The 14,411-nt window shown below is 51.7% G+C and carries 7 protein-coding genes; 2 read left to right on the top strand and 5 right to left on the bottom strand.

Annotated features, from left to right (window positions below; translation table 11 throughout):
- Both KKH67_16075 and KKH67_16070 read left to right on the top strand, forming a co-directional pair.
- Positions 1 to 547: S8 family serine peptidase (locus KKH67_16075; GenBank protein MBU1320693.1), on the top strand; the 547-nt coding region annotated here is incomplete at its 5' end.
- Between the two features lie 269 nt (positions 548 to 816).
- Positions 817 to 3,741, top strand: coding sequence for a hypothetical protein (locus tag KKH67_16070; GenBank protein MBU1320692.1), 2,925 nt, complete (start codon positions 817 to 819; stop codon positions 3,739 to 3,741).
- A gap of 123 nt (positions 3,742 to 3,864) precedes the next feature.
- On the opposite strand, the gene KKH67_16065 is transcribed toward KKH67_16070, so the two are convergent.
- From KKH67_16065 to KKH67_16045, 5 genes are all read right to left on the bottom strand, one after another.
- Complete coding sequence (locus KKH67_16065) at positions 3,865 to 4,626, bottom strand: hypothetical protein (protein ID MBU1320691.1); 762 nt, start codon at positions 4,624 to 4,626, stop codon at positions 3,865 to 3,867.
- Positions 4,623 to 9,338: an efflux RND transporter permease subunit gene (locus KKH67_16060; GenBank protein ID MBU1320690.1), complete on the bottom strand. Its 4,716-nt coding sequence runs from the start codon at positions 9,336 to 9,338 to the stop codon at positions 4,623 to 4,625. The genes KKH67_16065 and KKH67_16060 overlap by 4 nt, the downstream gene beginning before the upstream one ends.
- Positions 9,331 to 12,444 (bottom strand): efflux RND transporter permease subunit, encoded by a 3,114-nt coding sequence (locus tag KKH67_16055; protein MBU1320689.1) that lies wholly within the window; start codon positions 12,442 to 12,444, stop codon positions 9,331 to 9,333. Before KKH67_16055 ends, KKH67_16060 begins: the two co-directional genes overlap by 8 nt.
- 24 nt (positions 12,445 to 12,468) lie before the next feature.
- A complete protein-coding gene (locus KKH67_16050; GenBank protein ID MBU1320688.1) occupies positions 12,469 to 13,527 on the bottom strand; it encodes an efflux RND transporter periplasmic adaptor subunit in 1,059 nt (352 codons plus the stop codon).
- A 9-nt stretch (positions 13,528 to 13,536) separates the two neighbouring features.
- Positions 13,537 to 14,411, bottom strand: an 875-nt coding sequence (locus tag KKH67_16045) for a TolC family protein (protein ID MBU1320687.1), incomplete at its 5' end; no start/stop codon positions are given.

The raw sequence follows: 14,411 nt of genomic DNA, 5'->3' as shown, positions 1-14,411 counted from the left end.
TCGGATGGGTGACTTGGGTGCAGTACCTATTCCGTACTCCTGCTATCCAGGCATGAACAGCTACCACTGCGATTTCACTGGTACCTCCGCCTCCTGTGCAATTGCTGCCGGGATTGCCGCGCGCGTGCTTGCGCGCGCACCTGAGGCGAAAGGCGGAACATGGGATCAGCCGGGAGCTTATGGTCGCACGTTCGACTACATTCGTACTGTGCTGACCGGCTCTGCGGATGATATGGTCGGCAGTGACAACACACCCTGCTGGGATGCGCAATACGGATATGGACGGGTGAATGCGTATAAGGCGATGATCACGGTCGCGGGAGGCGATCCGAATAACACAGGTGAGATCGACATCGATGACGTTGTCTATCTGATAGCATATATATTCACAGGTGGGCCTCCTCCTGAACCACATCTCGCAGCAGGAGATGCCGATTGTTCTGGGGCGACAGACATTGATGATGTCGTCTATCTGATAGCATACATCTTCACAGGCGGTCCCGGCCCACGCGCGGCCTGCTTCGAGTGGTTCGATTCCTGCTTGTAATCGCTGCACTGTGCAGTCGCGCTCGTAGTCTGAATATCAGGTCATGCTCATGGATACCCGTGAGCGTGGCCTGACGGAATTGCTATTCAATCAATTATCATCTTTTTCATTCTTGATTGTAACCGCTATCTCTGATTGGCGGTTTCGGTTTGGAAAAATAGTTCTTGCATTCCGGGCAATCTTGTCTAGAATGGTAGTAGGTAATCCAGATTATTACGGTTTGATCCGATACTTATATAAGTCTAACTAATTGAAGAACGAGGTGAGTTATGTGTCCCAAGAGGCCTCTCTGTTATGCGCTGGCTGTCATGGCGTTTCTGATGTGTGGAAGCGCTACAGCCTGGACTGATGTTAAAGTCAATCAGGATACCGGTACTGACATTCAAAACGAACCGAGTATCATCGTCAATCACTATTTCACGGGCGATCCGCTGAATGTCTTAGTCGCGTACAATGACATTGGCAACACTCTTGGAGTAAGCTACAGTTCCAATGGAGGAACGTCCTGGACAGATGTGAATCTGCCTTACGTCTGGACAAACACAGGTGATCCATCGGTAGCCTGCGATCCCATGGGAGATGCCTATGCCTGCTTTCTCTCGTATGAAGGTCCCTGGTTTTACGGTGTAAGTGGCATCTATGTCTGCAAGACGACTGATGGCGGTCGCACGTGGGGGACACCCTCGACTGTGGACCAGCTCAAGTACGTAAGCGGTGCTCCGGTCAGGTTTGCCGACAAGTGCTTCATGACGGTCGATACGAATATGTCGAGTCCGTATGTTGGCAATGTCTATGTCGGCTGGCAGCGAGATGACACCAACGGCTCAAACTCCGATGTCTTCTTCTCTCGCTCGACCGACGGTGGCCTAAATTTCACGTCACCGATACAGATTAATGACAGTCCACCGCAGACTGCCTGGGCTGAGGGCGCATTTCCATTTGTTAGTGCAGATGGAACCGTTTACATGACATGGTACGACTGTTACTTCAAGGGGGGCGTTGCGGGATCGCTGTGGGTCGATATCTCGACAAATGGCGGTCAGACATTCGGCACGGATATCAAAGTCACGAATTTCCTTGCACCTCCGCTGTACTCGAGCGATTGCACTGCCTTCAAGGCGAAGTGCTTCCCATCCGCAGCCGGTGATCCGTATGATCCATCTAAGTTATACATCACCTACATTTCCGATCCGGATGGATACATGGATGTCAGAATCGATACCGGCGATGATCCGGGGCAATCTCCGAGCGATTTTCCGGACATTAGGCGAGAGGGAAATTACGTCTACGTCGCGTGGCAGGACTATCGAAATGGCTTTGGTGGGAGCGACATCTACTTCAACCGATCGACGGACAACGGCAAGACCTGGGGTCTATGGTCCACTGGTCCCCTCGATAATACGGATACACCCGGTGCGAACAATTCATTCTTGGCCAAGATCAGCAGCTTGGGAAGCAATGTGTATGTTGTCTGGGAGGACTACAGATCGACGGGTGGAAATGCCGACGTATACTTCAATCGCTCCACTGACTACGGTGTTGCATGGCAGACAGAGCAGCACATAGATGGGAGCCCCACAGCAGCATCGAGCACTCCGGTCGTATCGAGCACAGGAAACTACGTTTATACAGCATGGACCGACACGAGATCGGGAATGAACGACATATATTTCAATCGGTCTACCAACGGCGGAGTGAGCTGGGCGGGGGTCACAAGGATCGACAATGGCGATACTCCTGGCGCCTTTCACTCTGTTTCGCCACGCATTGCTTGTACGGGATCTTACGTTTATTGCATGTGGATTGACCAGAGAGCGGGTAACTGGCAGCCCTATTTCAACTACTCTACTAATCTCGGAGCCACATGGCAGGCGACATCATACATGCTCAACCCGGGTACTGCGACATCTACAAGCTTCGGGACGCGGGGCGGTTTGATGTGCACGGGGAATAATGTCTATGCCTGCTGGACCGATGACCGCACAGGCTCCGAGCAAGTGTATTTCAATCGCTCTGTGAACAGCGGGGTAAGCTGGGCAGGGAGCGTTCAACTGAACGACATTAGTGCCAATTGCACGATGCCCTCGCTTGATATAACGGGAAGCTACGTGTACATCGGTTGGCACGATGACAGGCTGGCGGGAGGATGGATAGGGGACGTATTCTTTGACTACTCGTCCGACTTCGGTGCCACCTGGCATTCCGACATTGGGCCGCTCGATCCAGGTGCAATTGGCATGTGGACAGGGGGAGTGGTTGTGAAGTCTGAAGGCACTAATGTCTACGCATCGTGGTTAGACCAGCGGATGGGGTCGGGTATGGGAGCCATATTCTTCAACAGATCAATTGACAACGGTGCAACGTGGGTTGGGGAAACGAGGATGAACAACGGTACCAGTCCGTTTGGCCTGCAATTGAATATGCCGGTCATGGCGGCGGGGAACGGGTGGGTAAATGTTGTTTGGCCTGACCCTCGCTGTGTATACATGGGCATGGGACAGCAGGACATCTTCACGAACTACTCGACGGACTACGGTGCGACATGGCTAAGTGGTCCGGACGAGGCAGATGTGTTTTGCGCTCGTTCGACAAACGGCGGGACAGTTTGGCAATCACCGGTCACCGTGAGCGACAATCCGGAATCACATCCTGACGTCCTCCCGTGGGTGGTCGTTAAGTCAAATGGCCTGGTGGATATCGCATATTACCAGTTTCAGTCAAGCCCGATGATGCCTCCGGCACCCGCATCGCAAGCTCGCATGGCTGTCAGTTTTGATGCGGCTGCAAGTTTTGCGGCATCAGTCCCGATACAGGATATGGAAGTCCCACCGGTAACGAAATGGGTCGGCGAGTACATCGGAATATCCGTCATCGATACGTTCGCGTACACGGTTTTCACTGACCTGATGCAAACCGGTAATTCGGACATTTTTGTCGATAGGATTGTCAATCCGAGTGTCGGCAGCTATATCTGTGGTGACGCCGACGCCAGCGGAGGCGTTGATATTGATGATGTCGTCTATCTGATAACGTACATTTTTGCAGGAGGTCCGCCGCCTGTGCCAATTGCATCTGGGGAAGTCGATTGTTCGGGCGCGATTGACATCGACGACGTTGTCTATCTGATCGCATTCATATTCACGGGAGGCAATTTCCCGTGTGATCCGAACGGCGACGGCATCCCGGATTGTTAGCCCTGTCATCTGTGTTGATTGATCGGGTTTGTTGATCTCGATGATGTGACTTATCGGGTCGACTATATTGTTGCACCTGGGGAGGAACCATGTGCGGAATGCGATTAAGGAATGACTGGCGGCTTACATGAACTTCTCTCTATTCTGGAGTCGCAGCAAACCGTACATCGTAGTCACAATCGAGCCGATCACCAGATAGATTCTGTTGTACAATGTTGTTTCGGCCCATGCAAATATTTCGTACGGATCGACCTGTGCGAAAGGATTGAGGAACAAATTCCACTTGCTCCCCTCGAGTGGCTCCTGCATAATCCAGAAGAACAGCCCTATCACAACCATCACAACCGCTGCACCGTTGCCGGATCGGGTCATGGTCGACACCATGAATGCGAGACTTCCTAGAAAGAGAATTGGGAACATGACGTGCGGAACCATCGAGACGACAGAAAAATCAGCGAGTGCATATCTCGAGAAGAGAGCCAGCCCGGTGAGTAGCAGTGCGATCACGATATACTGCACGACACTTCTGGCCAGCCAGACTTTGTAACGGTAGTTCGGTATTCCAAACAGCGTTTCAAGCATTCTGGAATCGACGTCGCTCTGCAGTGAGTAAACCGACGGATAAAAGATCAACAGCGTTCCGGGTGCGAGCAGGAAGTAGAATATCGCATCCGCCGCCGGCGGTGTCTCCTCTTCGAGCGAATATATGACAGCAATCAGCAAGAACAACGCAATTGCCGCAGAGATAAAGTAGATGAACTTGTTCGCGAACACCTGCTTGGCGCTGTACCGTATTGTCAGAAAGACGGCTGACAGAAATACCATGAGACTTGTATGCGCACTGTCTGTCGGCTGAGTCACGTTATTCTTGATATCCTGGTTCATTGTTTCTTTCCGATCAACCAAAGGTACGAATCCTCGAGCGTAGGAGTCACCTGAATGGCATCCGGTACCGGCTGCTCGGAGGCAAGCACTCTGACACGGATTTTGCCGTTATCACGCATGTGATGAACGATCCTCAGAGTGCTGCGCGCACTGTCGAATTCTTCATCCGACATGTGCGTCTGCCAGACCTTGCCACGGGTCCGTTCAACCATCTCCTGAGGTGTGCCGAGGAATTTCACGACACCATCACCCAGCACCGCGACTCGATTGCATGAGCTCGATATGTCTTCGATGACGTGAGTAGAGAATATGACGACACGATCGCGCGCAAGATCGGAAAGGAGATTCCGGAATCTAATGCGTTCGCGCGGATCGAGACCGGCCGTAGGCTCGTCGACGACAAGAATTCTCGGCAGATGCAGCAACGTCTGTGCGATGCCGACGCGCTGTTTCATGCCGCCAGAGAATGACTTTATCTTCACATCGCGATTCTCTTCAAGATGGACCGAGCGTATCGACCGTCCAACCGCCTCTCTGCGTTTGTGTGAATCGAGTATGCCGCGCAGCATCGCCTGCTGGTCGAGGAATTGGTAGGCTGTCATGTTCTCGTAGGTTCCGAACTCCTGCGGCAAGTAGCCAATCAACCCCTGAAGTTCTTCTCGCTTTTCGTTGAGATCGATACCGTTGATCCAGATGGACCCCCTCGACTGATCGAGCACTCCACAGATGATTCTCATCAGAGTTGTTTTGCCGGCTCCATTGGGACCGACAAGCCCGAACATGCCGCTTCCAATCTCCATCGAAACCTGATTCAGCGCGCGGAAAGGCTGCTTCTTCTTGCCGATAACCGGGATTACTTTCACGAATCGATAGAACAGCTTGCGAGTCCGTCCTAACCTGCCGCTAATGCGGTTGATGTTGATGTTCTCTCGGTACAATTTTCGCGATGTCGAGTAGATCGCAAGCGAAACATACCACACAGCGCCGATTATCGCTTCCAGCACCGGATTCTCCCATCTGGTCTGGAAGAGAGCCAGATTGGCAAGTGGCAATCCCCAGAACAACAGCTTGAATACGATTTTGCGAATCCTGCGCTTGGGAAGAAGGTGCTCGTCGCCAGCCTGAACGGGAGTCAGCATCCGCCGCGCAAGAGAAACGGTCGCCATGTAGATCGGGTGCACCAGCACAAAGAGCCAGAAATCGCTTTCTAAGTAGCTATAGACGAAATAGAGAGAGAATATGTAAATTGGAATCTGCCATCCAAGGTTTCGCCGCACAGATGAAGTGCGGTTGATACCTTCTCTCTCGAATCTGTCGCTTTGCCGATCCCCTTTGCTGTACTCTTTTATGAATCTGGAATAGTCTCCATAGACTTTCACGACATTGCGCACGGTTATCCGGATCGGTTCTCCGAGCGGAATTATCTGTGCGGACGCCCGCCTCAGTGAAGTCATCGTGAAATACGTGGTGCCGGGAATCACCGCGGTAAGTGCGCATAGTGATGCAAGTTTCCACGTGAGCGAATCGATATTGTAGTAAATGAACCAGCAACCAACAGCGAACAGAGCTAACTGAATCAATTTGATGCCGAGACGCAGCCTGCTCCACCATGCAAGAACACCCACCATGCCCGAGTAGACCGTCGGAATGAATACGAGAGTGAATAGCGTTCCGGCTGTCAGCCCGCCGATCACGGTGATTGCGAATGGTGCACCGATCTGAGCAACATACTCCGCCTTACCCATTGCGAGAGGGAACATGGCGACGATTGTCGTGAGCGCTGTTATAAGAATCGGTCGCACGCGTGCTTGTCCTGCAACCAGCAGCGCTCTCTGGAGCCTGTATCCGCGATTCTGCAGCGTCCGGGAGTAGTCGATGAGAATAATGCCATTGTTGACGACGACACCGAGCAGAATCAGGAATCCGATCATCACATTAGCGTTCAGAACCGACTGACCTGTGGCAATCAATCCCCAAAACGCACCTATTGTTGCAAGGGGGATGGTCACCATCATCACAATCGGGGTTGCGAGCGATTCGAATGCTGATGCGAGAACCATGAATATAAGAATGAACGCAGCCGCGATCAAGAAATAGAACTCCGAGTAGTCTGTCTCGTCGTGAACGACCTCGATAGCGATGCCTGCGGGGATTTCGACTGACGCCGCGAGTTGCTCTATCTCCAGTCTCGAACTTTCGAGCAACGGCTTGGAGTTGTTGACCGGATCACTGAATCGATAGCTGACCTCGATCTCCTTTTCCTGATTGACTCTATTGATGCTGAAGACTCCGCTGGAGTAGATCAGGTCGGCGAGCTGCATGAGCGGGACTGTTCCACCCTGAACCGGTGATATCTCCAACGCCCTGATATCATCAGCCGTCTTGTCCTCAAGGCTGGAGTTGTGAAGAACAATGTCAACTTCTTCATTGTCATCTTTATAGCTGACGCTCGATGAATACTCTTCCTGGAAACTCGACATCTCAGCCATGACGTCCGCTAATGTCACTCCGAAGTGACTGAGCGCCTGTCGATCAAACAGCAACTGGATCTCGGGACGACCTTCTGACAGGTTGATCCACGCCCGATCGACATAATCGAGCTCCTCCAGATTGACTTTGACTTCCTCTGCCACCTGCCTCATCAGCGGGAAGTTCTGACCTCGTACGACGACTTTCTCTCTCTGCGATCCGATCCCGAGCATTCTCATCAATCCGGCTTCACCGCCCCGTGATCCACCCCCACCGCCACCTCCGCGATAACGTGTGTTCGATGCCGGTTGCTCGAATGAGAATTCTACACGGGGAAAAGGACCTTCGACCTTCTCCATCACATCGTCCTTGATATTCGCGATATCGCGACCTGCGATATTCTTGTAGTCATCTATGAGCGTGAATGTGAATACTGCGTTGTCTTCGTAGATGTTCGCCTGCCTGTCACCGACTTCGGCTATCTCATCGAGACGCGATTCCATGTCTGCGACCAGCACATCAGCGGCGTCAAGAGTTGAGCCGCTGGGCAATTGCGCATAGAAATTAAACTCATTTAATTCGACTTCCTCCGGTACACCGACCGACAGAGCGAGGCAAATAACCACGCTCAGGAAAAAGACGACCGTTCCCGTAATGACCGTGCGGGCGGGGAAACGCAGAGTCGACTTGAGAAGGAGCGTATAGAGTTGAAGCAGACGATTGCGCTGAGAGACAACATTGAAGAAGGATTTCGAAGTCTTGGCGAACTTGTTTCCAAATGCTCTATATGTGAATGCAGGGATGAGCAGGAATGCGACGATTAGAGATACTATTAGTGTGGCGATTATCGAGACTCCAACGTGTTTGCCGATAGTCCTGATCAGAAAATTCCCCGAGTATACAAATGGCAAGAATACGCAAATCGTCGTCAGTGTGGCTGCGGTGATTGCGCGCAAAACCTCTCCGGTACCCGTTACGACGGCATCCTCAGTCGGCATTCCATGAGATTTCTTCCTGTATATGCTCTCGAGCACGACGATGCTGTTGTCGAGGAGCATGCCGATAGCCAATCCAATACCGACAAGTGTCAGTGTATTTATGGAAATGTTGAACGCGTAGAAGAAATTCAGCGATACCAGGATTGATATCGGAATTGCGGACGCTATCACGAGTACGAGCCGCAGGTTTCTCAGGAAAATCCAGAGTATCAGCACTGCCAGAAGGCCGCCTATCAGCGCCAGTTCTTTGATTAGGTCGATATTCTCTTCGATAATTTCTGCTGCATCGCTCTGTACCACAATCTCCACACTGTCAGGTGCGAGCCGCTCGTTGAGTTCTTCGACCAAATCACGAGTTTCGTGCGATAGGCTGATGAGGTTGGCCTGAGCGTCGCGGATGAGTGAAATTGTGACGGCCTCCATGCCGTTGATGCGTGAGATCGATGTCCTCTCCTTGCCACCATCGCGGATTTCTGCGATATGTTTCAGCAGGACAGGGCCCTGTTCCTTGATAATCGTATTTTCGAGTTCCGACAGGTCGGTGTAATCGGCGAGTAGATTCACGAAGTACTGTTTGCCCCCGTCGTGAACGTTTCCGAGAAACTGCCTGCTGCCTCGTCCGGCGGATATTTTCGATTCGACCAACTGCGGACTGACTCCGGCCGCTCGCAACGCGTCGGCATCTAGGAGTATTTCAATCGATCTCTCGGTTCCCCCGTACGCCTCGACATTAGCCACACCATCTATGTTTTCAAGCTCGGAAACAACATCTTCATCAACAATGTGCCTGATTCGGTCGAGGCTCCCGGTACCGCGCACCTGAAGCGACATGAAGAGGTTTGAGAGTTGCTCTGTGTCCACTTTCAGTACGAATACAAGGAACTCATTCCCAAGACCGGAGCTGGCAGCATCGATTCTCTCCTGCAAGCGCAAATAGGAGTATTTGATATTGGCGTCTTCATCGTAGTAGACGAGAATCATCGCTTGTCTCCGATCGATGAACGATTCGATCCGGTCGATATCTTCGAGCGAGCCGATCGCTCCCTCGAGAGCGACAACCGCCTCTTTCTCTATGTACTCCGGATCGGCATCACGCACCGCCTGTACCTGAACAACTAGCATCGGGAGTTCAGTGAAAGGAATCAGTTCTACGGGCAGGTTGAAATATGAGACCAGTCCGAGAAGGCAGAGACCGACAAACAGCATGCCGACCAGAATTGGACGTTTAATGACGAATCTAATCATTTGTTTTGCGCGCCACAGATGACATTTCGGTTTGCAAGCTGCGTCCGGCCAGAATGTAGTACACTGCCGGAATCACCACGAGGGTCAATGCCGTTGACGTGATCAACCCCCCGATCACTGCGACGGCCATTGGCGCGCGCAGGGATGCACCTTCGCCTATGCCAATAGTAAGTGGGAGAAGCGCCAGGATGGTCGTGACGCTTGTAATAAGTATCGGGCGGATACGCATCTGTCCTGCTGCTATGACTGCATCGCGGAGCGTCATGCCTGCTCTGCGCTGTTGGTTGATGCAATCCACGAGGATAATCGAATCGTTTACCGCTATGCCTGCGAGCATGATGATACCGATGTATGACATGATATTGAACGGAATGCCGAATACGAACAACGCCAGCACAGCCCCGACAGCAGCAAGCGGCAGCGTGAGAATTATCACAAACGGATGAATCAGCGATTCGAATTGTGCAGCCATAACCATGTAAACCAGAACAATGGCCAGCAACAGCGCGAAGCCAAGATTGCCGAAAGCTTCTCTGCGCATCTCTTCCTCACCGGTAATATTGCTTGAATATTTGGCGGGAAGTGCTATTCCTTTCAGTTTGTCCTCAACCTGGCCAACGATCCTGTCAAATGACTTGTCGCCTCTGATCTGCGCTGTAATGCGCGCTATCCTTGCCTGATTGTTTCTGATAATCTCGCGTGGGGCGGAGGAGTATTCGATCCTCGCAACCTCGTTGAGACCGATTCTCCGCCCTGCGGACGATTCAATAAGCACGTTCGAAAGCTCCGAGAGCGAGACATCCGGCCTGCGGATCAGTATGTTGTCGTATTCGCCCTGGAATTCCATCTGTCCCGCTTCGCGCCCGGAGAGAAGATCACGGATTTGTGTAGCGATCTGATCGACCGAAAGCGAGAACTGTGCGGCGACCGTCCTGTCGATCTTGATGTTGACCTCCGGTCTGCCACGTTCGAAACTCGTTTCGATATTCATCAGGTCTGAGATAGTCTCCAGCCTTTCTTTTGCACTGTCTGCGAGCTCTGCAAGGATATCGAGGTCTTCGCCTCTGATCTCGACAGAAAGAGGGGCGGCATCCGTGCCGAGTGTCATTTGAAGGGCAGTCTGCTGTTGAACGAACTCCATTTCCACATCTGGAAAATCTTTCAGCCTATTGTGCAGCATGGCGATAATGTCTGCAGTAGATCTGTCTCGCTCAGGATTGAGAAATACGTGGACCGAGGCGTTATTCTCATCCTCGAGTGATGCCTGGTCATCTTCTGTCGTGCTCGACGATGGCCCGACACGGGTGTACATGGCCTCGATTTCGCCAGCCAAGCTCTCGGTTATTATTCCTTCGATGCCGGTCGTCGTACCGTCCGTTCGATCAAGACTCGTACCTTCCGGGAGTGTTATGTCAATCCTGAATTCCCCCTGATCCGATCTGGGGATGAACTCGCTGCCGACCAGTGGAACAAGCAGTGCTGTCAATGCCACAAGTACCAATCCGCCTAGAACAACTCTTTTTCTCTTATCAATGACTTTTTCCACGAAGCTACCGTAGCCGGGGAAGTGCATGGCCTCAGTCGATTTGCTATTCTTACTCGATTTCAGGAATCTCGACGCAAGCATCGGAATGACGAGTATTGCCACGAACAGAGATGATATCAGCGAGAATGCAACCGTCCATGCCTGTTCGCGGAAGAGTTCACCCGCCGCACCATGCAGATAGACAATGGGCAGGAAGACTATGACCGTCGTCAGGGTGGAGCTCGTGATTGCGCCGCCGACCTGACCGGCGCCGAGTATCGCTGCCTCTCGAAGCGGCTTGCCCTCCTCGAGATGGCGGAATATGTTCTCCATAACGACTATTGCGTTATCGACCAGCATACCTGCGCCGAGCGCAAGTCCACCAAGTGTCATGACGTTGAGCGAAAGATCGTTGAAGAACATCAGATTGAATGTTGCGACTACGGAGATTGGAATCGCCATGCTGATAACTGCTGTCACTCCAATCCTGCGCAGGAAAACATAGAGCACTATTACAGCGAGGATGATGCCGATGAGGCCGGTCTGCTCGACTTCGTTGACTGATGCTCTGATGAACTTGCCCTGATCCTGAATCACGCTCAATTGGTAGCCGGGGAGAGACTGCCTCAGAACCTGCAACTCCTCGCGCACTTTGGCGACTGCATCGATCGTATTGAACTTCCGCTCTTTGAATATCTCGAGGCCGAGGCACTGCCTGCCATTGACCCGCACGATGTTCTCCGGGTCACTCTGCACAATTCTGACTGTTGCGATCTCGCGCAAATACACGGGGACTCTATTTTGCGAACTGCCACCTCCAGGATCACTGGTGTCAATCTTGTACCGGACTATTAGATTCTCAATGTCGTGCAGGTCCTGATATTCCCCGACACCTTTGATGACATATCGCCTACCCATTTCCACGATAGAGCCGCCGGAGAGGTTTCGATTGAAGCTGCTTATTCTCGATGCGACCTGATCGAGAGTGAGGCCGTACGCTTCAAGTGTATATGGATCGGTGAGAATCTCGACTTCGCGCTGGCGAGCGCCGACGATTTCTACTGCTGCAATCCCTTCGAGCCTGACCAGTTCGTTCCGTACGATATTCTCGGCGGTTCTGCGGAGTTGATCGAGATCGTCGATGTCGGGGTGATACATAGACACGAGTATCACCGGTGCCGCATTAGGATCGTGCTGGCTGACAGTAATCTCGGTGCCTGCGTCATTTTGCCCAAACGCAGCGAGACTCTTCTGCATATCGAGAAAGGCTATGTCCATGTCAGCATCCCAGCTATATTCGACCGTAACGAGCGCTTTTCCGACGCGGGACACCGACGAGACTCTGTTCACCTTGCTCTGTCGCGAAACAATTGCCTCAACATTCGTGACGTATAGCCGCTCCATTTCACCGGGGGGACGGTCGGCAGATACGATCTCTACAAAGAGACGGGGATTGTTGAGATCAGGCAGCAGATCGACACCGAGTCTACCGAAGGATATAATTCCGAGCAGGAGTATCGCGAGCACCATCATCATGACGGTGGTCGGATAGTTGACTGAAAATCTGGTGAGTTTATGCATAAGTCTGATCGATCATCGTTGATGTTACTTGACTACTTTGATTCTTGAGCGATTCTGCAGTGTTTCGTAGCCGCGTACCACAAGCCTTTCGTCTTCCTTCAGACCACTGATGACTTCGATCTCAGTACGATTGGCTAATCCTGTCTCGATCTGCCTCTCGATGGCGATGCCCTTCTCCACCACGAACACAGTCCTGGCGCCACGCCTGTCGAGTATGATATCCTTGGGGATTACCACCGTCGAATCCTTCTCGGCCACGACAACATCGATTCTCACGAACATGCCGGGACGGAGCAACAGATCGGCGTTGCTTATCGAGACTCTGACTTTGAATGTTCTGCTGTCTGGATCAAGAGCGGGAGAAATCTGGCTGACAACGCCGGAAAGCGTATCGTCGGGGTAGGCGTAATTTGTCACCTGCACATTCTGATCGACCCTTATCCGGCTCATTTCCTTTCCGGGAAGGCTCACCTCGGAATAGAGGTTTGAGTAATTCATCACACGCCCGATGTCAGCAGCCACTTCGACTTTCTGACCGAGCGAATAGTAGGAGAGATCAACCAGGATACCATCAAACGGCGCGGCGAATTTCAATTTGTTGAGCTGGAGGAGGGCGTTGTCGTAAGCATATTTCGAATTGATGAAAGCCTGCTCCGCCGTCGTAAGTTCGCGCAGCGTAACTCCACCCTTGTCATAGAGTGTTTTCTGTTTCTCAAATTCACGTTGTGATATGTCGAAATTGATTTTCCTGGAGTCGAACTGCACCGAATTGACAAATTCCTGGTTCTCAAGATAGACGATCACATCACCTTTCTTCACGGCGTCACCCATCGCAAACGGCTTCCCGGTGCGCGGATTGGTGTTAAGGCGATAAAATCCACCCTGCTCCGCTTTCAATTCAGCATCCTCGGTCGCCAGAACTGTGCCGGTTGCAAAGACGTATTCTCTGATAGGTTTTAGGGTGATATCTTCGACATCGACCGGGACTGCTGACTCAATGTCGATGTCGGGACCGTCGTCTTCACATCCGATTGCCAAAACCGCTATCATTAGTATAGTGACTGCAAGGAACCGCTGTTTCATGATGATCTCCTAACCTATATCCAGTACTGGCCTGTCGTTTTCAAAATCCCACAATGATTCGATTTTGAGGTTCAACAGAGCGATACGGTAGTTTATCAACGCCGCAATGTGATTGTATTGCTCCCTGGAGAGCTGATTCTGGAATTCGCCTATATCCTTGGATGATATATCGCCGTTCTTGTATCGTTCAAGATTGATTTCGTATGTAAGTCGTGCGTTCTCGATGCTCTTCTCGGCTATTTCAATCTGCGTCAGTTGATTCTGTAGCGAGCGATACGATTGACGAATTCCGAGCTCGACCTGCTTCTGCTCCTCGTCACGCGAAATCACCTGGTTGTCGAGTTGAAGCTCGCTCGCCCTGAGGCTGGAGTTCTTTCTTCCCCAGTCCCAGATAGGAATGTTGAGCTCAACGGAGATGCTCTGGCTCTTTAAGGGAGATTTGTAAATGTCACTCAGGTTTTCTTCAGTGCCAAGAAGACCGTAGTTTAGACTCACCGATCCTTTGAATTCGTCGACCGCACCTACTGTGATGAGACTGAGCCGCGCGTTTTCGATAGCAATTTCCCTTTGGCGAAGCTCCATTCTATACTGCAGCCCGCTCTCAACCGCCTTGTCGAGATCAACTTCTACAACGAATTTGCCAACATCAGCCAGCACATCAATTTCGTCGTGCAGCGATAGTCCAAGCAGAATCTTGAGGTTGTCCAGCGCGTCTTCGTAGCTTACCTGGCTATTCTCCAGTTGAGCTTTGCTACTGGCCTGGTTGATTTCTGCCTGAAAGAGTTCTTCTTTCGCCGAAATGCCGGCCTCGACCTTGTTTCTGATGATATTATAGCTTTCCTGCTTGTTTCGATACTCCTCTTGTGTGATATTGAGGCTCATTC

It is taken from the genome of Candidatus Zixiibacteriota bacterium (genome assembly GCA_018820315.1).
In the GTDB taxonomy this organism is placed as follows: Bacteria; Zixibacteria; MSB-5A5; order JAABVY01; family JAHJOQ01; genus JAHJOQ01.
Note: the sequence above shows the minus strand (reverse complement) of the source record. Positions and strands in the feature narration are given on the sequence as shown.

Coding starts and splice junctions, on each gene's coding strand:
- KKH67_16070 (MBU1320692.1), top strand. CDS start 817: ATGTGTCCCAAGAGGCCTCTCTGTTATGCGCTGGCTGTCATGGCGTTT.
- KKH67_16065 (MBU1320691.1), bottom strand. CDS start 4,626: ATGAACCAGGATATCAAGAATAACGTGACTCAGCCGACAGACAGTGCG.
- KKH67_16060 (MBU1320690.1), bottom strand. CDS start 9,338: ATGATTAGATTCGTCATTAAACGTCCAATTCTGGTCGGCATGCTGTTT.
- KKH67_16055 (MBU1320689.1), bottom strand. CDS start 12,444: ATGCATAAACTCACCAGATTTTCAGTCAACTATCCGACCACCGTCATG.
- KKH67_16050 (MBU1320688.1), bottom strand. CDS start 13,527: ATGAAACAGCGGTTCCTTGCAGTCACTATACTAATGATAGCGGTTTTG.